The sequence below is a fragment of the Mycolicibacterium austroafricanum genome (genome assembly GCF_000612725.1).
GTDB lineage: Bacteria > Actinomycetota > Actinomycetes > Mycobacteriales > Mycobacteriaceae > Mycobacterium > Mycobacterium austroafricanum.
Genome location: NZ_HG964452.1, coordinates 196,871 through 223,284, shown reverse-complemented (window position 1 = coordinate 223,284; position 26,414 = coordinate 196,871). Strand labels below are relative to the sequence as shown.

Genomic DNA, 26,414 nt, shown 5'->3' with positions numbered 1-26,414 from the left:
GCAGGGCGACCCTAAACTTTCCTTGTGCAACCGGGGCCCGACCACGACGGCGATCGCCGAAGGATCATCGAGGCCGCGTACCGGTGCTTGGCCCATCCCCACGCCGGGCCGATCCCGATGACGTCGATACTGCGCAGCGCCGGGTTGTCCAGCCGGGCGTTCTACCGCCACTTCCTGTCCAAGGACGACCTGTTCCTGGCGCTGCTGCGACAGGAGTGCGAGGCGGTGATCGCCCAGGTGGACCGCATCGCCGACGCCGCGGTCGGCAGTCCCGCCGACCAGCTGGCCGACTGGATCGCGGCCATGTTCGACATCATCGTGGATCCGCAGCAGCGGCTGCAGTTGACGGTGATCGACTCCGACGAGGTCCGGGCCGCCAAGGGATACCGCGAGATGCGCGAACGGCTTCACGCCGAGCGGGAGAGCTCGCTCGCCGAGATCCTGCGCAGGGGCCGGCGGGACGGCTCCTTCCCGCTGGCCGAACCAGAAATCGACGCGGTGGCCGTCAACGCCCTCGTCAGCAGGCTGCTCGTCCGTCAGACCACCGACGACCCGCAGGCCCGCAAGCAGGCCGAGGTCGCCGTGCTGGACTTCGCGTTACGCGCCGTCGGCGCGGTCCCCGGGGGTCAAGACACCCGCCGGTGAGTCGCGCCCCGCTCCCGCCGATGAGTCGCGCCCCGCTCCCGCCGATGAGTCGGGCCCCGCTCCCGCCGATGAGTCGCGCCCCGCTCCCGCCGATGAGTCGCGCCCCGCTCCGTGGTCTGAAGGGTATCGACATTCGACCCGAAGGAGCCGCCCATGCCCACCATCACGCCGTCGCTGTGGTTCGACAACGACCTGGAGGAGGCCATCGCCTACTACAGCTCGATATTTCCGGACTCGGCGATCGAGACGATCGAGCGCTACACCGAGGCGGGCCCCGGCACGCCCGGGGAGGTGGTGGCCGCGACGTTCACGCTCGGCGGTCAGCGGTTCATCGGCATCAACGGTGGCCCTCAGTTCCCCTTCACCGAGGCCGTGTCGTTCACGGTGGCGTGCCGGGACCAGGCGGAGGTGGACTACTACTGGGATCGGCTGGTCGCCGGGGGACAGGAGTCGCAGTGCGGCTGGCTCAAAGACAGATACGGGCTGAGCTGGCAGATCGTGCCCGACCGGCTCACCGAACTCACCAGCGACCCCGACCCGGCCCGCGCCGCGGCCGCGACCAAGGCCATGTTGGGTATGCGCAAGATCTTGATTGCGCAACTTGAGGACGCCGTGCAGGGGGTCTAGCCGGCCTCCTGCTCGTCGGACGCCGTCCGTGTTGCCGGGCCGGAATTTGTTGATATACGCTTTCCCGGCGTCCTCACCTGTGTAACCTCAGCCCCACCCGAATCGGGGCCAGGCCGGTTGTCGGAGGGCGTATGGCGGCGAGGTTTACACGAGGAGGGGCCGGATAAATGGTCGCTTCTGACGTGATCTCCAAGCCCGTGCGCGCTTTCGGTGGTTTCTACTCGATGGCGCTCGACACGTTCGTGGCGATGTTCCAGCCACCGTTCGCGTGGCGCGAATTCATCTCGCAGGCCTGGTTTGTCGCGCGGGTGTCGATCCTGCCGACGCTGTTGTTGACCATTCCCTACACGGTCCTGCTGACCTTCATCGAAACGATCCTGCTGACAGAGATCGGTGCCTCGGATTTCTCCGGTACGGGCGCCGCCCTCGGCACGGTGCGCCAGATCGGGCCGATCGTCACGGTGCTGGTGGTCGCCGGAGCCGGCGCCACCGCCATGTGCGCCGATCTGGGTGCGCGAACCATCCGTGAGGAGCTCGACGCGCTACGCGTGATGGGCATCAATCCCATTCAGGCGCTCGTGGTTCCCCGAGTGCTTGCCGCCATGGTGGTGTCGCTCGCGCTGTCCGCCACCGTGATTCTGGTCGGGCTGTCCGGTGCCTACTTCTTCGTCGTCTACATCCAGGACGTGTCGCCGGGCGCGTTCGCAGCCGGCCTGACCCTCATCATCGGGGCCACCGACGTGGTCATCGCGCTGGTGAAGGCGGCGTTGTTCGGGCTCTCGGCCGGCCTGATCGCCTGCTACAAAGGGATTTCCGTGCGGGGCGGCCCCGCCGGGGTCGGCAACGCGGTGAACGAGACCGTGGTGTTCACCTTCATGGCGCTGTTCGCCATCAACATCGTCGCAACCGCTGTCGCGATCAAGATCACGCTATGACCGTCTCCCGGCCGCACTCCCAGTTCCCCTGGCTGAAAAGCCAATTCGCCCGCGTCGCCGACCCCTGGAATCACATCGGAACGCAGACCAAGTTCTACGGCCGCACCCTGCGCTCCGTCGGCTACGTCTTCACCCACTACGGCGTCGAGTTGATCCGGATCATCGCCCAGATGGGCCTCGGGGCAGGGGCACTCATCGTCATCGGCGGGACGGTCGCGATCGTCGGGTTCCTCACGGTGACCACCGGCGCACTGGTGGCGGTGCAGGGCTACAGCGACTTCTCCGAACTCGGCGTGGAGGCGTTGACGGGCTTCGTGTCGGCGTACTTCAACGTGCGGCTCATCGCACCGGCCACGACCGCGATCGCCTTGTCGGCCACCATCGGCGCCGGCGCCACCGCACAACTGGGCGCCATGCGAATCAACGAGGAGATCGACGCGCTCGAGGTGATGGGCATTCGGTCCATCGCGTTCCTCGCCTCCAGCAGGGTGATCGCCGGCTTCCTCGTGGTGATCCCGCTGTACTGCGTGGGTGTGCTGATGGCGTTCTGGGCGGCACGGTTCGGCACGACGGTCATCTACGGTCAATCGACCGGTGTCTACGACCACTACTTCAAGACGTTCCTCAATCCCACCGACCTGATGTGGTCGTTCGGTCAGTGCATCGCCCTTTCGGTGATCATCATGCTGGTGCACACCTACTACGGCTACACCGCGCGCGGCGGGCCCGCGGGCGTCGGGGAGGCCGTCGGTCGTGCGGTGCGTACCTCGCTGATCGTCTCGGCGTTCGTCCTCGTGATGCTTTCACTGGCCGTGTACGGCCAGTCCGGCAACTTCAATCTGGCAGGGTGACATGGAAGGACACGAAGAAGGCCTGCACCCCGCCTGGTGGACGTTGATCCTGGTGATCCTCACCGTGGTCGCCCTCTGGCTGACCTACTCGTTGTTCTTCGGCACCTTCAGGGCGCACGAAACGGTCACGTTGACCTCCGAGCGGTCGGGCCTGGTGATGGAGACCGGCGCCAAGGTCAAGCTGCGCGGTGTCCAGGTGGGGCGGGTCTCCGCCATCCAGGGCGGCAGCCAGCCGGTGGCGCTGAAGCTGGAGATCGACAAGGACAAGATCAAGTTCATCCCGGCGAATATCGAAGGTCAGATCCGGGCCACCACGGTCTTCGGTGCCAAGTTCGTCGACCTGGTCTATCCGGAGGATCCCAAGGGGCAGCTACAGGCAGGCCAGGTGATCGAATCCCGCAACGTCACCGTCGAGGCCAACACGGTGTTCCAGAACGTCGTCGACATCATCAAGCGGATCGATGTGGCCAAGCTCAACAGCACCTTGTCCGCGCTGGCCGACGGTGTCCGCGGGCAGGGCGAGCGAATCGGCCAGGCCACCACCGACGCCAATCAGGTCCTGCTCGAGCTGAATCCGCGCAACGAGACGATCGCCGAGAACTGGCGGGCGCTGCGAGATTTCAACGACACCTACAGCGTTGCCGCACAGGACATCCTGACCACGCTGGATGCGCTCAGCACAACCAGCACCACCATCACCAACCGTGCCACCCAGTTGGATGCGTTGCTGATGGCCACCACCGGACTCTCCAACAGCGGCATCAGCCTGCTGGCGCCCAACCAGGCCAACCTCATCAAGGCCATCAACGTGCTCGAGCCGACGACGAACCTGCTGCACAAGTACAGCCCGTCGTACACCTGTCTGCTGACGGGCGCGAAGACCCTGCTGGACACGGGCGGCTATGACGCGCCGGGCGGGAACGGGCGAACACTGGTCCTCGATGTCGGCCTGACGCTCGGCGACGACCCGTACCACTACCCCGACAACCTGCCGGTCATCGGCGCCAAGGGCGGACCGGGCGGCAAGCCGAGCTGTGGTTCGCTGCCCGACGTCGCCAAGAACTGGCCGGTGCGAAACCTGGTCACCAACACCGGATTCGGCACCGGGATCGACTGGCGGCCCAACCCGGGCATCGGCTTCCCGGCCTGGGCCAACTACCTGCCGACCACCCGGGCGGTGCCGGAACCGCCGAGCATCCGCAACCTCTTCGGCGGGCCTGCGATAGGGCCGATTCCGTATCCGGGCGCACCCGCCTACGGCGCGGACCTGTACGCACCGGACGGCACCCCGCTGTGGCCGGGGCTGCCCCCGGCGCCGCCGCCGATGGCGCCGCGGGACCCCGGGCCGACGCCTGGCTCCGAGCCGTTCATCGTTCAGCACCCGGCGCAGATGCAGCCGACACCCCTACCACCCGTGCCGTTGCCGCGCGAGGCAGCTCCGTCCCCATGACCGCCGCCGGAAAAGCGAGGAGAGGTACACCGCCATGCCGGGCTTGACAACCAGGGTTCGCCATGACGCATTGCGTCTGGGCGTGTTCCTGACTGTGTGCCTGGTCGGCGTGTTCGGATTGTTCGCGGTCTTCGGTCAGATGCGTTTCGGGGAGAAAACCCACAGTTACAAGGCCGCGTTCAGCAATGTGACGGGGCTGGAGAACGGGGACTTCGTCCGCATCGCCGGCGTCGAGGTGGGCCAGGTCAAAAAGGTTGCCATTCAACCCGACACGACGGCGTTGGTCGAGTTCACCGCGGATCAGTCGGTGGTGCTGACCGAGGGCAGCAGGGCCGTCATCCGTTACGACGACCTGATCGGCGGGCGCTATCTGGCGCTGCAGGAGGGTGCCGGCGCCACGACGACGCTCAAGCCGGGAGAAACGATTCCGTTGGCCCGCACCGCGCCGGCGCTGGACCTCGACGCGCTGATCGGTGGATTCCGGCCCCTGTTCCGGGCGTTGGATCCCGAACAGGTGAACGCCTTGTCGGGTCAGCTGATTTCGGCCTTGCAGGGTCAGGGCGGAACGATCAACTCGTTCCTGGCCCAGACCGCGACGCTGACGAGCACGCTGGCCGACCGGGACCAGCTGATCGGCGAGGTGATCACCAACCTGAACGTCGTGCTGGGATCGCTGGGTGATCAGAACGACCAGTTCGCAAAGGCGATCGACTCGCTCGCCGACCTGGTGCAGACGCTGCGGGACCGCAAAGAAGACGTGAGCAACGGCCTGGCGTATACGAACGCCGCGGCCGCCAGTATCGCGGACCTGCTCGCGCAGGCTCGTCCGCCGCTGGCCAAGACCATCAAGGAGACCGACCGCTCCGCGGCGATCGTGGTGGCCGACCACGAGTATTTCGACAACTTCCTCAACACGCTCCCGGACGCCTATCAAGCGCTGGCGCGGCAAGGCATCTACGGTGACTTCTTCAGCTTCTACCTGTGCGACATCGTGCTGAAACTCAACGGTAAGGGCGGGCAGCCGGTGTACGTCAAGGTCGCCGGCCAGTCCACCGGGAGGTGCGCGCCGCGATGAAATCCTTCAGTGAACGGAACCAGTTCGTCGTCGGCATCGTCGGGCTGGCATTGACGATCGGCATTGTGCTGGTGTCGCTGAACTACGACAGGCTGCCGTTCCTGCAGGGCAAGGAGTACAAGGCCTACTTCGCCGAGGCGGGTGGCCTGAAAACCGGTGAAGACGTGCAGGTTTCGGGCTTCACGGTGGGTGACGTCAAGTCCATCGAATTGGACGGATCGCTCGCGCTCGTCACGTTCACCGTCGCCCGGGACATCCGGCTCGGTGAGCGCACCGAGGCGGCGATCAAGACCAGGGGCCTGCTGGGCACCAAGATGCTGGAGATCACCTCGCGCGGCGAGGGTCAACTCGACGGTCCGATTCCGCTCGAGCGCACCACGTCGCCGTACCAATTGCCGGACGCATTGGGCGATCTGGCAATGACGATCAGCGGGCTGAACACCGATCAGCTGTCCGAATCCCTGAGGGTGTTGTCTGCGACGTTCGCCGACACCCCGCCGCAGCTTCGGGTCGCAGTCGAGGGGGTCGCGCGGTTCTCGGAGACCCTCAACGAACGCGATGCGGAGTTGCGGTCCCTGCTGGGTAACGCCGACAAGGCGACGACGGTGCTGGCCGAGCGCAGCAATCAGGTCGTGAGCCTGATCGCCAACAGCAACGCCCTGCTGATCGAACTGGAAAACCAAAGCGCCGCACTGGATCAGATCTCCGGCAACATCTCGGCGCTCAGCGATCAACTCGTGGGGTTCATCGCCGAGAACCGTGAGACCCTCAAGCCCGCGCTGGACAAGCTCAACGGCGTGCTGACGATCATCGACAACCGCAAGGAACGCCTGCAGAAGTCCATCCACCTGCTTCAGCAGTACTCGATGTCGCTGGGCGAATCGGTGGCATCCGGACCGTTCTTCAAGACCTATGTCGCCAACCTGCTTCCCGGCCAGTTCCTGCAGCCGTTCATCGACTCCGCCTTCTCCGACCTCGGGGTGGATCCCAGTGTGCTGCTGCCGTCGGAACTCACCGACCCGCCGGTCGGCCAGCCGGGCACACCGGCCATGCCGGGGCAATACCCCCGGACAGGGCAGGGTGGCGAGCCGCGGCTGACGGTTCCCGACGCCATCACCGGCAATCCCGGCGACCAGGCGTGTGGGTTGCCCGGGTTGCCGTTGCCCGGCCCGGGCTGCTACCCGTACCGCGAGCCGCTGCCCGCGCCGCCACCCGGCGGGCCGCCGCCGGGGCCGCCCGCCGAGGCGCAGCCGGGTCAGCAGTCGATTCCGGGGCCGACCCCGGCGCCGGTGCTGGTGCCCGCCCCCGGTGAGACGCCTCATCTCGGATCCGCGGAGGCCGGACAGTGACGCGCACCCTCCGGATCCTGCTGATCGCCTCACTCTCCGTGATCCTCGTGGGCGGCGTGGTTGTGCTGTTGCGCACCACCGAAGCGATCAACCGCACACATGCCGTCGCGTACTTCGAGAACAGCAACGGCATCTATGCAGGCGACGCTGTCAGCATCGTCGGTGTGCCCGTCGGCAAGATCGAGTCCATCGAGCCGCAGCCCGAGTCGGTCAAGGTCTCCTTCTGGTACGACAGCAAGTACAAGGTCCCGGCCGACGCGAAGGCGGTGATCTTGTCGCCCACGCTGGTGACGGCCCGGACCATTCAGCTCACTCCCGCCTATCGGGGTGGGCCGGTGATGGAGAACGACGCGGTCATCCCACGGGAACGCACCGCGGTCCCGGTGGAGTGGGACGAGGTTCGCCAGCAACTGGCGAAGCTGGCCGACACCTTGCAGCCGACCGAGCCCGGCGGCGTGAGCCCGCTCGGCTCCGTCATCAACACCACCGCCGACAATCTGCGTGGCGAGGGTGCCAACATCCGGGACACCGTCATCAAGCTGTCGCAGGCCATTTCGGCCCTCGGTGACAACAGCACCAACATCTTCTCCACGGTCAAGAACCTGGCCACCCTGGTGTCGGCGCTGCAGGACAGCACCAACCTGATGCGGCAGCTCAACCAGAACCTCGCGAGCGTGACCGGCCTACTCGCCAACGATCCCGACGAGGTGGCCAACGCGGTCCGCGACCTCGACAAGGCCGTCGGCGAGGTCCAGACGTTCGTGGCCGACAATCGCGAATCGCTGGGCACCACCTCGGACAAGCTGGCGGGGGTGACCCAGGCGTTGACGGACAGTCTCGCCGATGTGAAGCAGTTCCTGCACGTGGCTCCCAACACCTTGCAGAACTACGTCAACATCTGGCAACCCGCCCAGGGTGCGGTCAGCAGCGTGCCGATGATCAACAACTTCGCCGATCCGGTCTCCTTCCTGTGCGGCGCGGTTCAGGCGGCGTCACGCCTGGGCGCCGAGGAGTCGGCGAAGTTGTGCGTGCAATACATGGCCCCGATCATCAAGAACCGGCAGTACAACTTCCTGCCGCTCGCGCAGAACGTCTTCGTCGGTGCCACCACCCGACCGAATGAGCTCACCTACAGCGAGGACTGGCTGCGGCCCGATTACATTCCGCCGCAACCAGGTTCGGCGGCGCCTCCGCCACCCGCAGGTGCGCCGCAGCCCGCGGCAGGTGCGCCACAGCCACCGGCAGGTGCGCCGCTGCCCCCGGCGCTGGGTCCGCTCTTGCCCGCGGAGGCGGTGCCCACCGCGCCCAACCCGGCTGACGGCCTTCAGGGCCTGATGGTGCCGGCTGGAGCGGGATCATGATGCGCGCCAGGGCGTTTCGCGCAATCGTCGTCGCCGCCGTGCTGGCCGGGCTGCTGTCGGGCTGTGCCGGCTGGCGCGGGCTGAACTCCTTACCGCTGCCCGGTGTCCAGGGCACGGGGCCGGGAGCGTTCCAGATCCAGGCGCAGATGCCGGAAGTCGACAACATCGAGCCGAACTCCCGCGTCCGGGTCGGTGACGTGAACGTCGGCCACGTCAGAAAGATCGAACGTCAGGGCTGGCATGCGCTGGTGACGATCGAGCTGAACGGCGACGTCGAGTTGCCTGCGAACGCGACGGCGACACTCGGTCAAACCAGCCTGCTGGGTTCGCTGCACATCGCATTGGCGCCGCCGACCGACGAGGCGCCGCAGGGCAGGCTGAAAGAGGGCTCGCTGATCCCACTTTCGTCATCGAGGGCGTACCCGAGCACCGAACAGGCGCTGGCCGCGGTCGCCCTGCTGCTCAACGGCGGCGGCATCGGCGACATCCAGGACATCACCGAGGCGCTGAGCACCGCCTTCACCGGCCGGGAGAACGACCTGCGCAGCCTGATCGAGCAGCTCGACAAGGCCATCGGCTACCTCGACGACCAGAAGGACGACATCATCGCCGCGGCCGAGAGCCTCAACAACCTGATGGGGCAGCTCGCCGAGCAGAAGCCCGTGGTGGACAAGGCGTTACGGACCATCCCCGATGCGCTGGCCGTGCTCAAAGACCAGCGCAACAACCTGGCCGAGGCGCTCACCCAGCTGGGCAGGTTCAGCGCGCTGGCCGCCGACTCGGTCAACCAGACCAAGGAGGCGCTGGTCGCCGAGCTCGAAGACCTCGGCCCGGTACTGGAGGAACTGGCCGACGCAGGTCCCGCACTGACCCGCGCGCTGAGCTTCCTGCCGACGTTCCCCTTCCCCAAGGAGACGCTCACCAACTGGATGCGCGGCGACTATGCCAACCTGACGTTGATCCTCGACCTGACACTGAGCAGGATCGACTCCGGGTTCTTCACCGGAAGCCGGTGGGAGTGCGACCTGACCTGGTTGGAGTTGCAGTGGGGCCGCACCATCGGGCAGTTCCCCAACCCGTGCAACGCGGGCGGCCCGGGCACCGCGGGCAACCCGTTGATCGCTCCGTACCGCTGGGACCAGGGGCCATAGCATGCGTCTGACTCGTCAAATCCTCATCCAGATGGCGATCTTCGCCGTCATAGCGACGACTGCCCTGGTGATCATGGTCTTCGCCTACATGCGGTTGCCCGCGTTCCTGGGCATCGGGCAGTACCGGGTGACCCTGGAGTTGCCCGAGACGGGCGGCCTGTATCCGAGGGGCAACGTCACCTACCGCGGCGTCGAGGTGGGGGAGGTCAAGAGCGTCCAGCTGACCGACACCGGCGTCGAGGCGGTGCTGTCGCTGAACGACAACGTCGAGATCCCCGCCAACCTCGAAGCCGAGGTGCACAGCGTGTCCTCCGTCGGTGAGCAGTTCGTCCAGTTGCTGCCGCGCAGCGCCGACGGGCCGGTGCTGAAGGACGGCGACGTCATCCCGATAAACCGCACGACGGTTCCGACGGACATCAACGGGGTCCTGGACGCCACGAACGCCGGCCTTGAGGCTATCCCGCAGGAGAACCTGCAGACGGTTATCGACGAGGCCTACACCGCCGTCGGCGGGCTGGGGCCTGAACTGCGCCGCCTGGTCACCGGGAGCACAGCGCTGGCGATCGACGCCCGCAAGAACCTCGAGTCGCTGACGACGCTGATCGACCAGTCCAAACCGGTGTTGGATTCGCAGACCGAGACCGGGGACTCGATCCAGGCGTGGGCGGCGAATCTGGCCAGTATCTCCGGTCAGCTGCAGAGCCAGGACCCCGCCGTGGCGGGGATTCTGGACAAGGGACCGGGCGGCGCCGAGGAGGTGCGGGCGCTGTTCGACCGCCTGCAACCGACACTGCCGATCGTGCTGGCCAACCTGGTGAGCATCGGCGAGGTGGCGGTCACCTATCAGCCCAGCCTCGAGCAGTTGCTGGTGCTGCTGCCGCAGGGCACCGCGGTCACGCAGGCCGTCGGCGTGCACAAGCGCAACACCAAGCAGGACTACATGGGTGATGCCCTGGTCTTCAACCTGAACCTGGCGATCCCGCTGCTGCCTGCGCCGATCCCGTTGCCGCCGCAGCAGTTGCCGCCCCCGTGCACCACCGGCTTCCTGCCGGCGCAGCAGCGTCGGGTGCCGACCTTCGAGGACTACCCCGACAGGCCGGTGGGCAACCTGTACTGCCGCGTCCCGCAGGATGCGCCGTTCAACGTCCGCGGCGCCCGCAACCTGCCGTGCATCTCCGTACCGGGCAAACGCGCCCCGACATGGCAGGACTGCGAAAGCAACGAGGTCTACGTGCCGCTCAACGACGGCTACAACTGGAAGGGCGATCCGAACGCCACCCTGTCCGGGGAGCCGATTCCAGACGTGCCGCCGGATGTTCCGGTCGCGGTGACGCCTCCTCCACCGGGGACGCCGCCGCTGCCCGTCGCGGCCGCCGAATACGACCCCGCGTCTGGCGAATACGTCGGGCCGGACGGGAAGGTGTACACCCAGTCCAACCTTGCCGATGGTGCGTCCGGGGAGCGGCCGTGGCAGTCGATGCTCGTCCCGCCCGGCGGCTGACGATCCGACTCGGGGTGCGCGTCCACTGCCCGAGGGTCCGGCAATAGTCGGTGCATCGAATTACCCCGAGGTCGCCGACGATATGGTGTCGGACACGTAGGTTGGTACCGACCTGTGCACCCGACCCCGATCTGGCCCGCCGGCCGCTGAGGAAACATTGATGGCAGACGAGAAGAGACCCGCCGAGGAGTCGACCACCGAGGTCGACGCGCCCGCCGGGAGCCCCGCCGACGCGGCGGCGCCCGTCGCGGATCCAGCGGAGATCGAGTCGGACACGGCGGAGGACTCCGAGGTCATCGAAGAATACGACCTCGAAACCGAGGATTCAGAGGCCGACGAAGCCGAGGATGCCGACGAGGCCGACGGGGCCGAGGCCGCCCCGCGCAGTCCGATGTCGCACGTCAAGGTCGCGCTCATCGCCGGCCTGGTCGGCGTGCTGGCTCTTGCGGGTCTCACCGCCTGGATGGGGTACCGCACGTACGAGGCGAACCGCGACGAACACCGGCGCGAACTGTTCCTGCAGGTGGGCCGACAGGGCGCGCTCAACCTCACGACGATCGACTGGCAGAACGCCGAGGCGGACGTGCAACGCATCCTGGACTCGGCCACCGGCACCTTCTACGACGACTTCCAGCAGCGCGCGCAGCCGTTCGTGGAGGTCGTCAAGCAGGCCCAATCCAAGTCCGTGGGGACCGTCGCCGAGGCCGGGCTGGAGTCCGCCGGCGCCAACGAAGCACAGGTGCTCGTCGCGGTGACGGTGAAGACGTCGAACGCCGGCGCACCCGAACAGGAACCGCGGGCGTGGCGGATGCGCATCTCGGTGGAGAAGATCGGAGACGACGCCAAGGTGTCCAACGTGGAGTTCGTGCCATGAGCAACGAGAAGACCGGGACCGCAGATATCACCGAGGACACCACCGCGGCGGCCGACGAGCCCGTCAAGGGCACCGTCGATCTCGCCAAGGGCACTGACGACGCGGAGTCCGCGGCCGACAAGACCGGCGCCGAGGAGACCGACACCGTCGATGAGGACGCTGAGGTCACCGAGGACGCCGATGAGGACGCCGAGGTCACCGAGGACGACGATGAGGACGCTGAGGTCACCGAGGACGCCGGTGAGGACGCCGAGGTCACCGAGGACGCGGCCGCCACGCCGAAACGGGACGGCAAATGGGCGCGCCTGACCGCGTTCGTGCTGCTGCCGGCGTTGGCCCTGGTACTGGCGCTCGGGGCGGGTTACCTGAAGTGGCAGGACACCACCTTCCGAAGTAGTGCGATCGAAGCCAGCCCCAGCGGCAGACTGTCCCTCGCGGAGAAGACCGTGCAGATCGCCAGGGACAGCACGATCGCCCTCCTGTCCTACAAGCCCGACACCGTCGAGCAGCAGCTCGGCGCCGCACGCGACCTGCTGACCGGGGAGTTCCGCGATTCGTACACGTCGCTGACCAATGACGTGGTGATTCCGGGCGCCAAGGAGAAGCAGATCTCGGCGGTCGCGTCGGTGCCCGCGGCCGCGTCGGTGTCTGCCACGCCGACCGAGGCGGTGGTGCTCCTGTTCGTGAACCAGACGGTGTCGGTCGGAGCGGACGTGCCCACCGACACGGCGTCGAGTGTGCGGGTGACATTGGAGAAGGTCGGCGACCGCTGGTTGATCTCCAAGTTCGACCCGGTGTAGCCGCTGCGCTGCGCGCCTGGTCTCGCGTCATGACGGTGCGCCGGCTCTCGGCGGTCGACGCCCAGACGTACTGGATGTCGGCCTCGGTTCCCAGCGACCAGTTCCTGCTGTACGCATTCGACGGACCCGTGGCCGACCTGGACCGGGCGTTGCGCGTGGTTCGGGACAGGGCGCAGCAGTGTGCCGACCTCGGGGTGTGCATCGAAGACACCGAATTCTGGAGATATCCGGTGTGGGCGCCGCGCGAGGCCGGCGCCGACCAGATTGTGGTGCATCAGCTCGCCGACGCCACCTGGCAAGGCTGCCTCTCCGCGGTCGCGGGGCTGGTCGGCGAGCAGGTCGACCCCCGCGTGCAGACCTGGCGGCTGCACGTCTTCCCGGCCGTCGAAGGGCTGCCCGAGGCCGGAGCGGGTTCGGTTGCGGTGCTGCAGATCTGCCACGCGCTCGGTGACGGCATCCGGGCCTCGGCGTTGGCAGCCCACCTCTTCGGCCGCGCCGGTGACGTGCCTGCGTTGACCGCACACCGGGGAAGAGCGGCCGCGCTGCCGCTGCGCGCGTTCGGCGCGGGTCGTGCGTATCGACGTCTGGTTCGCGATACCGATGCGGGAATGGTTCCACCACAGGCGGTTCCGCGGCCCGCTCTGCGCAGCAACGCCCGCCCGGCCGGGGCCTGTCACCTACGTAGCGTGGTGTGTGCGCGGGAGCGGTTCGGTGGCGCGACGGTCACTGTCGGTGCGCTGGCCGCGATTTCGGCTGCGCTGGCCGGTCACCTACGCGAATTCGGCGAGGACCCGGCGCAGTTGGGGGCCGAGGTACCGATGGCCAAAGCTGGACCGCGGCTGTCGTACAACCACTTCGGCAACGTCGGCGTGGGCCTTTACCCGGACCGGGAGCTCTCCAGTCGGGTCCGTTCGATCGCCGCCGATCTCCATCAGCGTCGGCGTCGGGCCACCCATCCGGCGATGGCTGCCGAGGCGGCCGCCCTGGCCGCCGTCCCCGCGCCGCTGTTGCGCTGGGGGGTGGGGAAATTCAACCCCGAGGCGCGGTCGTCGACGGTCACGGGCAACACCGTGGTGTCCAGCGTCAACCGCGGTGCGAAGGACCTCAGCTTCGGCGATGCGCGTGTCGTGCTCACCACCGGATTTCCGGGGCTGTCCCCGATGATGGGCGTGACACACGGCGTGCACGGCATCGGTGGCACGGTCGCGGTCAGCGTGCACGCCGCCGACTCGGCGATCGGTGACATCGACGCCTACGTCGAACGACTGGAGCGGGAGCTGCGTTAGCCCCACATGGCGCCCCGACGGTGTTATACAAGATCCACGTATAACGCTGTTATAGGGGATCGGCGATGGTCAATCAGTACCTCGAAGGCGCGTTTGCACCGGTGGTGAACGAATACACGCTCACCGATCTCGACGTGGTGGGCGACATCCCGGCGTATCTCGACGGCCGCTACCTGCGCAACGGCCCGAACCCGGTCGCAGAGGTCGACCCCGAGCTCTACCACTGGTTCACCGGTGACGGCATGGTGCACGGCATCCGCATCCGGGACGGAAAAGCCGAGTGGTACCGCAACCGGTGGGTGCGCAGTCCGCGGGTCGCCGAGGCGCTGGGGGAGACGCCGCCCCGAGGGGACTACGGACTGACCCCGATCGGTGCCAACACCAACGTGATCGGCCACGCGGGCAAGACGCTGGCGCTGATCGAAGCCGGCGTGGCCCAGTACGAGCTGACCGACGACCTGGACACCGTCGGCGTCTGCGATTTCGACGGCACGCTGGCCGGCGGATACACCGCGCACCCCAAACGTGACCCCGGGACCGGCGAACTGCACGCGGTGTCCTACTGCCTGTTGAACGGCAATACCGTGCAGTACTCGGTGATCGGTGTCGACGGTCGGGCCGGGCGCACCGTCGACGTCGAGGTCACCGGCAGCCCGATGATGCACGACTTCTCCCTGACCGAACGGCACGTGGTGTTCTACGACCTGCCGGTGACCTTCGACTCCCGTCAGGCCGCCACGATCGGTGTGCCGCGCTGGCTGCAACTGCCGGCGCGACTCGTGTTGTCCGCGTTGATCGGCCGGGTGCGCATACCTGATCCGCTTGCGGCGCGCCGGCCGGGCCGCGACAGCTCCGACGCCGCGTTCCCGTACTCGTGGAACCCGCGATATCCGGCGCGCATCGGAGTGATGCCGCGTGAGGGCGGCAACGGCGACGTCCGCTGGTTCGAGGTCGAACCGTGCTACGTCTTCCATCCGATGAACGCCTTCGACGACGGGGACACCGTCGTCCTCGACGTCGTCCGGCACGAGAAGATGTTCGCCACCGATCATCTCGGGCCCAACGAGGGCATGCCGACGCTGGAGCGGTGGACCGTCGACCTCGCCGACGGAAAGGTGCGGGAGTCGCGGATCGACGATCGGGGACAGGAGTTTCCGCGCGTCGACGAACGCGTGGTGGGCAGGCGGCACCGGTACGGCTACGCCCCGACGGTCACCGGCGGCGGATCCTGCGCAGACACCCTGCTCAAGCACGACTTCGTCGGAGCAGGGTCCGTGTCCCGCTCGTTCGGCGCAGGAAAGACATTGGGCGAGTTCGTGTTCCATCCATCATCGCCGGACGCGGCCGAGGATGACGGGGTACTGATGGGGTACATCTACGATCGTCCGACGGATCGCAGCCAGCTGGCGATCCTCGACGCCGCCACCCTCGACGACGTCGCCGCCGTCAATCTGCCGCACCGGGTGCCGGCCGGGTTCCACGGCAACTGGGTGCCCACCGCCTAGTCGCGCAGCGCGGCGATGCCCACGTCCAGGGCGGCTTCGAGGTAGCCGAGATCGCCTGTGGACAGCATGATTCCGACACCGCCCTGGATGCCGGCCAGCAGAGCCGCGGCGGTGCGGTCGGCGTCGACCCGGTCGGCGATCTTGCCCTGCGCCTGCATGTCGCGGATACCGGTGGCGATCTCGCCGTGCCATTTGGTGACCAAGGCCGCGCTCACCGCCTCCGCGCCCGGTGTGGTGCGCCCGATCTCCGACATCAGCACCGCCAGCGGGCAGTGCTGGCCCTGCCTGCGGTAGCGGTCGACCACTGCGTCGCGCCAGCGCCGCCATGCCGCCCAGGACGTGAGCTCACCGAGATGGGGCTGCTGGTCTTCGAGCACCATGTGCGCCTCGTGCTCGGCGACTGCCAGCAGCAGTTGGTCTTTGCCGTCCGGGAAGTAGTGGAAGAGCTGACTCTTCGACGTCTGTGTGCGCGCGCGAATGTCGTCGAGCGTGGTCGCCGCGACTCCGCGTTCCCGGATCTCGGCCGCGGCACCCTCGACGATTCGGTCTCGGGTGGCGCGTCCCTTCACCGTGAATTTATGGACTTGCGAGTCCATTTTATTAGGAGCAGCGTATGGACTCATGAGTCCAAACAGTACGCGGCTGGCCGGCCGCACAGCACTGGTCACCGGTTCCACCGGCGGCCTCGGGGTGACCATCGCGCACGCACTCGCCGCCGACGGGGCGGTCGTCGTCGTCACCGGTCGCGACGCCGCAAGGGGTGAATCCGTGGTCTCCGGCATCCGGGCCGCCGGGGCGTCGGCGCATTTCGTGGCGGCCGACCTGGGTGGTGCCGACGAACGGGCGATCGGCAGCCTGGCAGAGCGCGCGGCCCAGGCGGCAGGCACCGACATCGACATCCTGGTGAACAACGCGGCAAAGCTGCTGCTGCCCGAGCCCACCGCGACCCTGTCGGCCGGCGAGGTGGCGGAGGCGTTCACGGTCAACGTCATCGCACCGATGCTGCTGACCGGGCGCCTCGCCTCGGCCATGGCGGCACGCGGCTCCGGTTCCGTCGTCAACATCGGGTCCATCACGGGCCTCCGCGGCACTGCCGGGTCGGCGGTGTACGACGCCACCAAGGCGGCGGTGCACTCGCTGACACGGTCGTGGGCCGCCGAGTACGGACCGTCGGGGGTGAGGGTCAACGCCGTCGCACCCGGACCGATCGCGACGGAACGTGCCGCGGAGTTCGCCGAACACATCGCACCGGCGCTGGCGCGCGTCCCGTCGCGGCGGATGAGCACGCCGCAGGAGGTCGCCGCAGCGGTGGTCTTCCTGGCCTCCGACGATGCCGCCAACATCCAGGGAGCCGTCCTCAGCGTGGACGGGGGGTGGGCGGCGACGTGACAGATGTTCTAAGTTCTGTTGCATGACTGCCTACGACGTCGGCGTGCTGATCCTGCGAGTGGTTCTCGGCCTGACCATGGCCGCGCACGGCTACAACAAGTTCTTCGGCAAGGGCGGGCTCAAGGGCACCGCAGGCTGGTTCGACAGCATGGGGATGAGGCCGGGCATGTTCCACGCCCGGATCGCGGCGACCACCGAGATGGCTGCCGGGATCGGTCTGGCCGTCGGGCTGCTGACCCCGATCCCTGCTGCCGGTTTCGTCGCGCTGATGCTGGTCGCGGCGTGGACGGTGCACAAGCCCAACGGCTTCTTCATCGTCAAGGAGGGTTGGGAGTACAACCTGGTGCTGGCGGCGTCGGCGGTCGGCATCGCGACCATCGGCGCGGGCAGGCTCAGCCTGGACTACGCCCTGTTCTCCGGAACCGGGATCTACGACCTGCTGCACGGCTGGTGGGGCCTGCTCATCGCGGTGGTGCTGGGTTTGGCCGGCGGCATCGGCCAGCTGGTCATCTTCTACCGCCCCCCGGCGCCGCAGAGCGCGTCCTGAGGGATTTCGGTGTAGTTGGTCAACCTCAGCGTGACCAACTACACCCGAATCACCCGGAGGAACTGGAACACGTTCTAGTCTGACCGTCATGGGGTTTCTCAAGCAGGACGCGCCCGTCGTCGACTACGCGGAATGGAGCAAGGGCACCCGGGCAGAGCGCATCGTCCCGATGGCGCGGCACTGGGCCGAGGTCGGCTTCGGCACGCCGGTGGTGCTGCACCTGTTCTACGTCGTGAAGATCCTGCTCTACATCCTGGTGGCGTGGCTGATCGTGCTGACCACCAGCGGCATCGACGGGTTCACCAACGTCGCCGCCTGGTACCACGAGCCGATCGTGTACCAGAAGGTCGTCTTCTACACGATGCTGTTCGAGGTCGTCGGCCTCGGCTGCGGCTTCGGCCCGCTGAACAACCGGTTCTTCCCACCGATGGGATCGATCCTGTACTGGTTGCGGCCCAGGACTATTCGGCTGCCACCGTGGCCGAACCGGGTTCCGCTGACCGCCGGGGACAGCCGCACACCGTTCGACGTACTGCTCTACGCCGCGTTGTTGGTGATGTTGTTGTTCGCGCTGTTTTCTGATGGCACCGGGCCCATTCCCGAGCTGGGGTCGGAAGTCGGGGTGCTGCCGGTGTGGCAGACCGCGACGATCATCGGCCTGCTCGTCGTCGCCGGGCTGCGCGACAAGGTGATCTTCCTGGCCGCCCGCGGCGAGGTGTACGGCTCGCTGGCGGTTTGCTTTCTGTTCAGCGGGGCCGACATCATCATCGCCGCCAAGCTGGTGTGCCTGGTGATCTGGCTCGGTGCGGCCACCTCGAAGCTCAACAAGCACTTCCCGTTCGTCATCTCCACGATGATGAGCAACAACCCGGTGATGCGGCCGCGCTGGATCAAGCGGAAGTTCTTCGAACACTTCCCCGACGACCTGCGTCCGGGCCGGGCGTCACGGTTCCTCGCCCACTTCAGCACCGCCATCGAGGGCCTGGTGCCGCTCGTCCTCTTCTTCTCCCACGGCGGCTGGGCCACCGCGATCGCCGCGTTCGTGATGCTCGTCTTCCACTTCGGCATCCTGTCGGCCATCCCGATGGGCGTGCCGCTGGAGTGGAACGTCTTCATGATGTTCAGCGTGCTGGCGTTGTTCGTCGGCAACGCCGGAATCGGTCTGGCCGACCTGCAGAGTCCGTGGCCGATCCTGCTGTTCGCCGCCGTCGCCGGCACGGTGGTGATCGGAAACCTGTTCCCCCGCAAGGTGTCCTTCCTGCCCGGCATGCGCTACTACGCGGGGAACTGGGACACCACGCTCTGGTGCGTGAAACCCTCGGCGGCGGAGAAGATCGCCAACGGCATCGTCGCGATCGCCAGCATGCCCGCCGCGCAGATGGAGAAGTTCTACGGCAGCAAGGAGACCGCGGAGGTCTACCAGTACATGGGGTATGCGTTCCGGTCGTTCAACACCCACGGCCGCGCGATGTTCACGCTCGCGCACCGGGCGATGGCCGACGGGAGCGAAGACGACTACGTCCTCACCGACGGCGAACGCATCTGTAGCACCGCGATCGGGTGGAACTTCGGCGACGGTCACATGCACAACGAACAACTGATCGCCGCGCTGCAGAAGCGGTGCCAGTTCGAGCCCGGCGAGGTGCGGGTGCTGCTGCTCGACGCGCAACCGATTCACAGACAGCGTCAGGAATACCGTCTCGTCGACGCGGCCACCGGGGAGTTCGAACGTGGTTACGTCATGGTCGCCGACATGGTCACCCGCCAGCCGTGGGACGACACGGTGCCGGTGCACGTGACTTGGCGCAGGTGAGCGTCAGCCCATCACGTCGCGGACCGGCACGCTCTCCAGGCCCGTCAGCAGCAGCTCCCGAGTCGTGTCAAGGTGCTTGCGCCAATGCGCTTCGGCGCCGACGGCATCACCGGCGCGCAGGAACTGCATCAGCTTGCGGTAGGACCGCAGCAGCGTGTCGTAATCCGCCTTCGAGACCGGGCGACGCTCGTTGAACACGAAAGCCGTGTGCCTGACCGTGATCTCGTGCAGCATGCCGGCGACGATGCTCAGCGTCGCATTGCCCGACAGTTGCACCACGCGCAGATGGAACAGCCCGGTGGCCTCGGCGAGCCGGCTGGACTTGTGGCTGTCGGCGGCGAGTTCCTCCAGCATCCGCTCGAGCTCGTCGAAAGCCTCGGGAGAACCGGACTCGGCGAGCAGCCGCGCGGCCATCGGCTCGATACCCGACTTCGCGGTCAGCAGGTCGGCGATCGTCGCGCCCGACAGCTCCAGCAACAGACCGGCCGGGCGGGCCACGATCTCGGGGCCGGGCACCCGGACCCGCGCCCCGGTGCGGGACCCTCGGCGCACCTCGACGAGACGTTCGGACTCCAGCACCCGGACGGCCTCGCGCAGTGTCGGACGGCTGACGCCGAAGTGTGCCATCAGCTCGGCCTCGTTGGGCAGGAAGTCACCGTCTTTGAGCTGGCCCTCGACCACCATCCGGCGCAGTGTTCCCGCGACGAGCTCGGCGGTCTTGGGGGAGCGGACGGCGGCGCGTGACGCGACGGCGTCCGGCCCGATCATCGGGGCCAACGGGGTGTTGCGCGTCATTGCACCTCCTCAGGCAGTCGACCGCGCAGCTGAGTCAGCTGTGCAACTCAGTAAACCATGTGGTGCCCGAACTGCGGATCAAGCGGACTTTGCCGCCGGGGGTGCGCGCCGACGCGCACCTACCAACCAGTAGGTTGACCTAGTAAACCTTGTTCGTTAGTTTCGGGGCAAAGCCCATCCAATGAAGGAGTATCCCCATGGCTGAAGCCGTCATCGTCGAGGCCGTACGCGCGCCAGTCGGCAAGCGCAACGGCGCACTGTCGGGGGTGCACCCCGCCGAGCTGTCCGCCCAGGTCCTCAACGGCCTTGTGGAGCGTGCCGGCGTGGATCCCGCGCTCGTCGACGATGTCATTTGGGGCTGCGTCATGCAGGCCGGTGAGCAGGCTCTCGACATCGCCCGCACCGCGGCGCTGTCGGCCGGCTGGCCCGAGACCGTCGCAGGCGTGACCGTGGACCGGCAGTGCGGATCCAGCCAGCAGACGCTGAACTTCGCAGTCGCCGGTGTGATCGCCGGCCACTACGACGTCGTCGTCGCCGGCGGCGTCGAGTCGATGTCGCGGACCCCGATGGGGTCCTCGCTGGCCAATGGCGGAAACCCCTACGGCGAGTCGTTCAAGGCCCGCTACGCCCAGACCCCGAACCAGGGTGTGGGCGCCGAGATGATCGCCGAGCAGTGGGGCTTCAGCCGCACCCAGCTCGACGAGTTCTCCCTGCGTTCGCATGAGAAGGCCGCCGCCGCACAGGATTCCGGCGCCTTCAAGGACCAGATCGTGGGCATCAAGACCAAGGACGCCGATGGCAACGACACCGTGGTTCTCGAGGACGGCGGCATCCGTCGTGGCGGCACCGTCGAGTCGATGGCCAAGATCAAGCCGGCGTTCAAGGAGGACGGTGTGATCCACGCCGGTAACTCCAGCCAGATCTCCGACGGTTCGGCCGCGCTGCTGATCATGTCCGCCGAGAAGGCCAAGGAGCTGGGCTGCAAGCCGCTCGCCAAGGTGCACACCGCGGTGCTGGCCGGCGCCGACCCCGTCATCATGCTGACCGCGCCGATCCCGGCCACCCAGAAGGCGCTGAAGAAGTCCGGCCTGAGCGTCGACCAGATCGGCGCGTTCGAGGTCAACGAGGCCTTCGCTCCGGTTCCGATGGCGTGGCTGAAGGACATCGGCGCCGACGAGAAGAAGCTCAACCCCAACGGCGGCGCGATCGCGCTCGGTCACCCGCTCGGCGGATCCGGCGCCCGTATCCTGACCACGTTGCTGTACCACATGCGGGACAACAACATTCAGTACGGCCTGCAGACCATGTGCGAGGGCGGCGGCCAGGCCAACGCGACCATCCTGGAACTGCTGTGACCGACACCGTGACCGATACCGCGCCCGGCGCTCTCACCGAGCGCAGGGGGAACGTCCTGATCATCACGATCAACCGACCCGAGGCACGCAACGCCGTCAACGCGTCGGTCAGCATCGGCGTCGGCAACGCCCTACAGGCCGCGCAGGACGATCCGGAGATCCGGGCCGTCATCCTGACCGGTGCCGGCGGCAAGTCGTTCTGTGCCGGAGCGGACCTCAAGGCGATCTCACGCGGCGAGAACCTCTTCCACCCCGAGCACACGGAATGGGGCTTCGCCGGATACGTGCGGCATTTCATCGACAAGCCGACCATCGCGGCGGTCAACGGCACCGCGCTGGGAGGCGGCACCGAGCTGGCTCTGGCCAGTGATCTGGTGGTCGCCGAGGAACGCGCGAAATTCGGTCTGCCCGAAGTGAAACGCGGCCTGATCGCCGGCGCGGGCGGGGTGTTCCGCATCGTCGAGCAGCTGCCGCGCAAGGTGGCACTCGAGCTGATCTACACCGGTGAGCCGATCAGCTCGGCCGACGCGCTGCGCTGGGGCCTGATCAACCAGGTCGTGCCCGACGGCACCGTGGTCGACGCGGCTTTGGCTCTGGCCGAGCGGATCACCTGCAACGCGCCGCTGGCCGTGCAGGCCAGCAAGCGGGTCTCCTACGGGGCCGTCGACGGTGTGGTCGGCAGCGAAGAGCCGTTCTGGAAGCAGACGTTCGGTGAGTTCTCGACGCTGCTGAAGACCGAAGACGCCATGGAAGGGCCGCTGGCCTTCGCCCAGAAGCGCGAGCCCGTCTGGAAAGCAAAGTAAGGAAGCGAATGAAGCGCACCATCTATGACGCCGAGCACGAGGCGTTCCGCGAGACCGTCAAGGAGTACATCGAGCGTGAGCTCGTGCCGAACTCCGAGAAGTGGGAGACCGAGCGCATCGTCGACCGGTCGGCCTACACCGCAGCGGGCAAGTACGGCCTGATCGGGTTCAACATGCCCGAGGAGTACGGCGGCGGCGGCTCGGAGGACTTCCGGTTCAACGCGATCATCGACGAGGAGATGGCGAAGTCCGGCGTGCACGGACCGGCGCTGAGCCTGCACAACGACGTCGTCGGGCCTTATTTCAAGGACCTCACCAACGACGAGCAGAAGAAGCGGTGGCTGCCCGGCATCGCCAGCGGCGAGACGATCATCGCGGTCGCGATGACCGAGCCCGGCGCGGGCAGCGACCTCGCCGGCATCCGCACCTCCGCGGTGCGCGACGGCGACGACTGGATCATCAACGGCTCCAAGACGTTCATCTCCTCGGGCATCAACTGCGACCTGTGCGTCGTGGTCGCCCGCACCGACCCCGAGGCCGGCCACAAGGGCTTCAGCCTGTTCGTGGTGGAGCGCGGTATGGAGGGCTTCACCCGGGGCCGCAAGCTCGACAAGATGGGCCTGCACAGCCAGGACACCTCCGAGCTGCACTTCGAGAACGTCCGGGTGCCCAATGCCAACCTGCTCGGCAAGGAGGGCCGCGGTTTCTACCACCTGATGACCAACCTGCCGTCGGAGCGGCTCTCGATCGCCATCTCGGCGATCGCCGGGGCGCGTGCGGTCTTTCAGGAGACGCTGCAATACGCCAAGGACCGCAAGGCTTTCGGGCAGCCGATCGGCAGCTTCCAGCACAACCGTTTCCTGCTCGCCGAGATGGAGACCGAGCTGGAGGTCACCGAGAACTACATCGACCGCTGCCTGCAGGGCGTCGTCGACGGTGAGCTGACCGCGGTCGAGGCGGCCAAGGCCAAGTGGTGGGCCACCGAGACCGCCAAGAAGGTCGTCGACCAGTGCGTGCAGCTGCACGGTGGTTACGGCTACATGCTCGAATACCGCGTGGCGCGGGCATACGTCGACGGACGCATCCAGACGATCTTCGGTGGCACCACCGAGATCATGAAGGAGATCATCGGCCGCGAGCTGGGCGTCTGAGGACGAAAATGCCCCCGCCACGGCGGGGGCATTTTGTGTCTCGAGATTGCGTCCAGGGCGGTGGTGCCGGCGGATCGACGACCCTGAACGCAATCTCGGCGAGTTAGGTGCGAGTAGCTAGCCGATGGGTGCTTCGGCCGCGGGCACGGTGGGCGCCTCGGCCGGAGCCGGCGGCGGCGTCTCCGTCGACGTCGGGGTGGTGGGGGTCGTCGTCTCGGTCGAGCTCGTCTCAGACGTGCTGGTGGGCGTGATCGGGGCCGGCGCCTCGGCCGGGTTGAGAACCTGATCGACGATGTAGATCCGCGCGTTCTGCGCCTGGATGCCACCGCAGACGACCTTGGTGGTCTCGTTGACCGCGATGTCGCCGCCGGAGCCCGTCACCTCGATCTCGGTGCCCTGCTGGGTGGGACGCTGCCCCTTGACGTCGTCAGGGCCGAGCAGGCCGAGGAACACGTGGTAGTACACCAGGCTGGTCAGCGCGGCCGGATCGGTGCGCAGCACCTCCAGCTGCTCGGGCGGCAGCGCCGCGAACGCCTCGTTGGTGGGCGCGAACACGACATACGGCCCGTTGTCGAGCACCCCGGTGATGTTGACGGCCGGGTTCAGCTGCCCGGAGATCGCGGAGTTGAACGACGAGATGTCGGGGATCGAGGACAGTGCGGTGCTGACGGGCAGGTTCGCCAGCCCCTTCCAGTTCGGCAGCGCCTCCTTGAACGCGCCGCAGTCGGGTCCCTGCGGATCCGGGATCTCGGCCACCGGGGTGGACGGCTCGGCGTGGGCGTTGATGGCCAGTGGAACCGACAGGGCGATCGCGGCGGCACTGACAGCGACGCCGATGGCCTTGCTGGTGCGGGTCTTCACGGTGTGCTCCTTACGCTTGTCAAGTCGCCTGGCATGGTAAGTGCACGAATTGGTCACGGCCAAGTCGAGAACTCGCATCACGGCCGCCGACAGGAAGCTGAGCAGGTCGTTGAACAGTGCGTTTGCTGTCAGGAGCCCGCAGGCAACAATCTCGCGACGACGCAGGCCAACTCGCCGGCGGTGGCCTCGAACGTGGTGATCCCCGCACTCGCCTGCACCATCGCGCCCACCAGCCCGAACTCGAGCGTCTCGGTGACCTCGGGCCACGCCTCCGAGCGCAGCACGGCGCACACCCGCCGGTGCAGCTCGGCGTGGATCCGCCGACGGATCGCATGCGCCGACATCTCCTGCGAGATCAGTGCACGTGAACACGCGGCGGCCAGGCCCGGGTGGTCGGCCGGCAGCATCACCAGCTGGTTGAACAGCGCGGCGACCCGCGCCTGCGCGGACTGCTCGATGTCGACCGTGAGCGGCGCATCGCGCAGCAGGCCGAGATAGATCTCGGCGACGATCGCCTCGGTGGAGCGGAAGTACACGCAGAGGTCGCCGTGTGTGACGCCGGCGGCCTCGGCGATGCGACGGGTGGTCAGATCGTCGAACGTGAACTCACACAGCAACGCGGCGGTGGCATCGAGGACCGCCCCGACCACGTGGTGGTCCTCGCGGTCCCGGTCACCGTAGGAGCGAAGGTAGATGACCTTCGCCGACGAACTCACGCACCTGAGCCTAAACTCGGCGAGCTCCGCGTGCAGAGTCGTTCCGAGAGGTCCCACAACGCCAGCGCACGGGCCTCGTCGACCGCGTACGCCGCGGCCCGGCGCACCTCGCAGTCGGACAGGTACACGCCACCTGCATCGTCGAGGTCTGTGCTGACCGCTGCCCACACCTGGGTGGCGGCGCCGTACTCGGGGGTCGTGAACTGCTTCCGGAAGTCGGTGGCCGGCTTGTCGCTGTTGCGCGTGGAACTGGCCGCGTTCAGGCTGGCGAAGTCGTCGTTGGTCATGTGGCGGGCCAGTGAGGTGGCCACGATCCCGGGATGCACGGCGAAGGCGCGCACGCCACTGTCGCGGAGCCGGCGGTCCAGTTCGACCGCGTGCAACACGTTGGCGGTCTTCGACGCGCCGTAGGCGGCGAACTTGTCGTAGTCGCGGTGCTCCCAGTTGGGGTCGTCGAAGTCGACGTCGCCCATCCGGTGGCCCTCCGACGACAGGTTGACCACCCGCGCCCCGTCCGCGGCGACCAGCGCGGGGAACAGCAGCCTGGTCAGCTCGAAATGGCCGAGATGGTTTGTGCCGAACTGGATTTCGAAACCGTCGACGGTGCGGCCGAACGGGGTGAACATCACGCCCGCGTTGTTCATCAGCACGTGCACCACGGGGGTCAGTTCGCTGATCTCGGCCGCGGCGGCCGCGATGCTCGCCAGCGACGTCAGGTCCAGGTCCACCACCGACAGCAACGCGTCGGGCAGTTGAGCGCGCAGCCACGCCTCGGTCTCGGACATCGCGGCGGCGTTGCGGGCCGCCAGGATGACATGGGCGCCGGCCTTGGCCAGTGCACGCGCGGATTCGCGGCCCAGGCCGGAGGACGCGCCGGTGATGACGCAGGTCTTACCACTGAGGTCGACTCCCTCGACGATGTCGAGTGCTGTCGGTGCTGACGTCGCTGTCACGACGTGAGGATCGCATGCGGCGGCCGGGTCGTGCTCACCCGGCCCTACGATGACGCCCATGCCTGAGCCTCTGATCCTGCCCATCGCCGGCCGCTCGCCCGAACTGCATCCCGACAGCTGGGTGGCCCCGAACGCGACCGTGATCGGCCAGGTCAGCATCGGCGCCGGCGCCAGCGCCTGGTACGGCGCGATCCTGCGCGCCGAGGCGGAACTGATCGAGATCGGGGCGGGCGCCAACATCCAGGACGGGGTGACGATCCACGTCGACCCCGGATTCCCGGTCCGTGTCGGTGCCGGCTGCAGCGTCGGCCACAACGCGGTGCTGCACGGCTGCACCATCGAGGACAACTCTCTCGTCGGGATGGGGGCGGTGGTGCTCAACGGCGCCGTCGTCGGTTCCGGGTCGTTGATCGCGGCCGGCGCGGTCGTCCCGCAGGGTGCGGTGATCCCGCCGGGGTCGATGGTCGCCGGCGTACCCGGCAAGGTGCGCAGGCAACTCGGCGAGGCCGAGATCGAGGGGATCCGGCACAACGCGGTGGTGTACCAGGAGCTGGTGAAGCGACACCGGGACCCGGCGTGACGGACCTGACGCCGCAGCCCGGATTCTGAGACGCCGCGGCG

At 67.5% G+C, this 26,414-nt stretch carries 26 protein-coding genes; 21 read left to right on the top strand and 5 right to left on the bottom strand.

What is annotated here, in order from left to right; genetic code table 11:
• Nucleotides 1-24: 24 nt before the first annotated feature.
• The 14 genes from BN976_RS11450 to BN976_RS11385 all read left to right on the top strand — a co-directional run bounded on the left by BN976_RS11450 (nt 25) and on the right by BN976_RS11385 (nt 15,410).
• Nucleotides 25-645 carry a TetR/AcrR family transcriptional regulator gene (locus tag BN976_RS11450; RefSeq protein ID WP_199558931.1) on the top strand — a complete coding sequence of 207 codons (621 nt, stop codon included), beginning with the start codon at nt 25-27 and terminating at the stop codon, nt 643-645.
• Nucleotides 646-798: 153 nt separating this feature from the next.
• Nucleotides 799-1,272 carry a VOC family protein gene (locus BN976_RS11445; RefSeq protein WP_036370820.1) on the top strand — a complete coding sequence of 158 codons (474 nt, stop codon included), beginning with the start codon at nt 799-801 and terminating at the stop codon, nt 1,270-1,272.
• A 167-nt stretch (nt 1,273-1,439) separates the two neighbouring features.
• On the top strand, nt 1,440-2,207 hold the full coding sequence (locus BN976_RS11440; RefSeq protein WP_011781758.1) for an MlaE family ABC transporter permease: 768 nt from the start codon (nt 1,440-1,442) through the stop codon (nt 2,205-2,207).
• Complete coding sequence (locus tag BN976_RS11435) at nt 2,204-3,058, top strand: ABC transporter permease (RefSeq protein WP_011781757.1); 855 nt, start codon at nt 2,204-2,206, stop codon at nt 3,056-3,058. Before BN976_RS11440 ends, BN976_RS11435 begins: the two co-directional genes overlap by 4 nt.
• Before the next feature lies 1 nt (nt 3,059).
• A complete protein-coding gene (locus BN976_RS11430) occupies nt 3,060-4,508 on the top strand; it encodes an MCE family protein (RefSeq protein WP_011781756.1) in 1,449 nt (482 codons plus the stop codon).
• Nucleotides 4,509-4,542: 34 nt separating this feature from the next.
• Nucleotides 4,543-5,583 (top strand): virulence factor Mce family protein, encoded by a 1,041-nt coding sequence (locus BN976_RS11425; protein ID WP_011781755.1) that lies wholly within the window; start codon nt 4,543-4,545, stop codon nt 5,581-5,583.
• A complete protein-coding gene (locus tag BN976_RS11420) occupies nt 5,580-6,932 on the top strand; it encodes an MCE family protein (RefSeq protein WP_011781754.1) in 1,353 nt (450 codons plus the stop codon). The genes BN976_RS11425 and BN976_RS11420 overlap by 4 nt, the downstream gene beginning before the upstream one ends.
• The gene (locus tag BN976_RS11415; RefSeq protein ID WP_051558400.1) at nt 6,929-8,293 is read left to right on the top strand and encodes an MCE family protein; all 1,365 of its coding nucleotides are present in this window, start codon (nt 6,929-6,931) and stop codon (nt 8,291-8,293) included. Before BN976_RS11420 ends, BN976_RS11415 begins: the two co-directional genes overlap by 4 nt.
• On the top strand, nt 8,293-9,444 hold the full coding sequence (locus BN976_RS11410) for an MCE family protein (protein ID WP_011781752.1): 1,152 nt from the start codon (nt 8,293-8,295) through the stop codon (nt 9,442-9,444). The genes BN976_RS11415 and BN976_RS11410 overlap by 1 nt, the downstream gene beginning before the upstream one ends.
• Before the next feature lies 1 nt (nt 9,445).
• Nucleotides 9,446-10,945, top strand: coding sequence for an MCE family protein (locus BN976_RS11405; RefSeq protein WP_011781751.1), 1,500 nt, complete (start codon nt 9,446-9,448; stop codon nt 10,943-10,945).
• 160 nt (nt 10,946-11,105) lie between these two features.
• On the top strand, nt 11,106-11,819 hold the full coding sequence (locus BN976_RS11400; RefSeq protein WP_036370816.1) for an Rv1363c family protein: 714 nt from the start codon (nt 11,106-11,108) through the stop codon (nt 11,817-11,819).
• The gene (locus tag BN976_RS11395) at nt 11,816-12,619 is read left to right on the top strand and encodes a hypothetical protein (RefSeq protein WP_036370815.1); all 804 of its coding nucleotides are present in this window, start codon (nt 11,816-11,818) and stop codon (nt 12,617-12,619) included. Before BN976_RS11400 ends, BN976_RS11395 begins: the two co-directional genes overlap by 4 nt.
• 29 nt (nt 12,620-12,648) lie before the next feature.
• Nucleotides 12,649-13,905, top strand: a complete 1,257-nt coding sequence (locus BN976_RS11390) for a WS/DGAT domain-containing protein (RefSeq protein ID WP_109489594.1) — start codon at nt 12,649-12,651, stop codon at nt 13,903-13,905.
• A gap of 65 nt (nt 13,906-13,970) precedes the next feature.
• Nucleotides 13,971-15,410 carry a carotenoid oxygenase family protein gene (locus tag BN976_RS11385; RefSeq protein ID WP_036370813.1) on the top strand — a complete coding sequence of 480 codons (1,440 nt, stop codon included), beginning with the start codon at nt 13,971-13,973 and terminating at the stop codon, nt 15,408-15,410.
• Here BN976_RS11385 and BN976_RS11380 read toward each other — a convergent pair.
• Complete coding sequence (locus BN976_RS11380) at nt 15,407-16,006, bottom strand: TetR/AcrR family transcriptional regulator (RefSeq protein WP_036370811.1); 600 nt, start codon at nt 16,004-16,006, stop codon at nt 15,407-15,409. The two genes, BN976_RS11385 and BN976_RS11380, sit on opposite strands and share 4 nt — an antisense overlap.
• A 25-nt stretch (nt 16,007-16,031) precedes the next feature.
• Between BN976_RS11380 and BN976_RS11375 the strand changes: the two genes are divergently transcribed.
• The 3 genes from BN976_RS11375 to BN976_RS11365 all read left to right on the top strand — a co-directional run bounded on the left by BN976_RS11375 (nt 16,032) and on the right by BN976_RS11365 (nt 19,159).
• Nucleotides 16,032-16,799 carry an SDR family NAD(P)-dependent oxidoreductase gene (locus BN976_RS11375; protein WP_036370810.1) on the top strand — a complete coding sequence of 256 codons (768 nt, stop codon included), beginning with the start codon at nt 16,032-16,034 and terminating at the stop codon, nt 16,797-16,799.
• A 22-nt stretch (nt 16,800-16,821) separates the two neighbouring features.
• Nucleotides 16,822-17,346 (top strand): DoxX family protein, encoded by a 525-nt coding sequence (locus BN976_RS11370; RefSeq protein WP_011781744.1) that lies wholly within the window; start codon nt 16,822-16,824, stop codon nt 17,344-17,346.
• Nucleotides 17,347-17,434: 88 nt separating this feature from the next.
• On the top strand, nt 17,435-19,159 hold the full coding sequence (locus BN976_RS11365; RefSeq protein WP_011781743.1) for a DUF3556 domain-containing protein: 1,725 nt from the start codon (nt 17,435-17,437) through the stop codon (nt 19,157-19,159).
• 3 nt (nt 19,160-19,162) lie between these two features.
• Here BN976_RS11365 and BN976_RS11360 read toward each other — a convergent pair whose 3' ends face one another.
• A complete protein-coding gene (locus BN976_RS11360; protein WP_011781742.1) occupies nt 19,163-19,954 on the bottom strand; it encodes a FadR/GntR family transcriptional regulator in 792 nt (263 codons plus the stop codon).
• Between the two features lie 197 nt (nt 19,955-20,151).
• Here BN976_RS11360 and BN976_RS11355 point away from each other — a divergent pair, with 197 nt between their 5' ends.
• The 3 genes from BN976_RS11355 to BN976_RS11345 are packed head-to-tail and all read left to right on the top strand — an operon-like array spanning nt 20,152 to nt 23,263.
• A complete protein-coding gene (locus tag BN976_RS11355; RefSeq protein WP_011781741.1) occupies nt 20,152-21,309 on the top strand; it encodes a thiolase family protein in 1,158 nt (385 codons plus the stop codon).
• On the top strand, nt 21,306-22,112 hold the full coding sequence (locus BN976_RS11350) for a crotonase/enoyl-CoA hydratase family protein (RefSeq protein ID WP_199558930.1): 807 nt from the start codon (nt 21,306-21,308) through the stop codon (nt 22,110-22,112). Before BN976_RS11355 ends, BN976_RS11350 begins: the two co-directional genes overlap by 4 nt.
• A gap of 8 nt (nt 22,113-22,120) precedes the next feature.
• Complete coding sequence (locus BN976_RS11345) at nt 22,121-23,263, top strand: acyl-CoA dehydrogenase family protein (protein ID WP_011781739.1); 1,143 nt, start codon at nt 22,121-22,123, stop codon at nt 23,261-23,263.
• A gap of 117 nt (nt 23,264-23,380) precedes the next feature.
• On the opposite strand, the gene BN976_RS11340 is transcribed toward BN976_RS11345, so the two are convergent.
• The 3 genes from BN976_RS11340 to BN976_RS11330 all read right to left on the bottom strand — a co-directional run bounded on the left by BN976_RS11340 (nt 23,381) and on the right by BN976_RS11330 (nt 25,793).
• On the bottom strand, nt 23,381-24,124 hold the full coding sequence (locus BN976_RS11340) for a fasciclin domain-containing protein (RefSeq protein ID WP_036371344.1): 744 nt from the start codon (nt 24,122-24,124) through the stop codon (nt 23,381-23,383).
• Nucleotides 24,125-24,252: 128 nt separating this feature from the next.
• Nucleotides 24,253-24,840: a TetR/AcrR family transcriptional regulator gene (locus BN976_RS11335; protein WP_011781737.1), complete on the bottom strand. Its 588-nt coding sequence runs from the start codon at nt 24,838-24,840 to the stop codon at nt 24,253-24,255.
• A complete protein-coding gene (locus tag BN976_RS11330) occupies nt 24,837-25,793 on the bottom strand; it encodes an SDR family NAD(P)-dependent oxidoreductase (protein ID WP_036371342.1) in 957 nt (318 codons plus the stop codon). The genes BN976_RS11335 and BN976_RS11330 overlap by 4 nt, the downstream gene beginning before the upstream one ends.
• Nucleotides 25,794-25,842: 49 nt before the next feature.
• On the opposite strand from BN976_RS11330, the gene BN976_RS11325 reads away from it, so the two are divergent.
• Nucleotides 25,843-26,373 (top strand): gamma carbonic anhydrase family protein, encoded by a 531-nt coding sequence (locus BN976_RS11325; protein ID WP_199558929.1) that lies wholly within the window; start codon nt 25,843-25,845, stop codon nt 26,371-26,373.
• Nucleotides 26,374-26,414 lie beyond the last annotated feature (41 nt).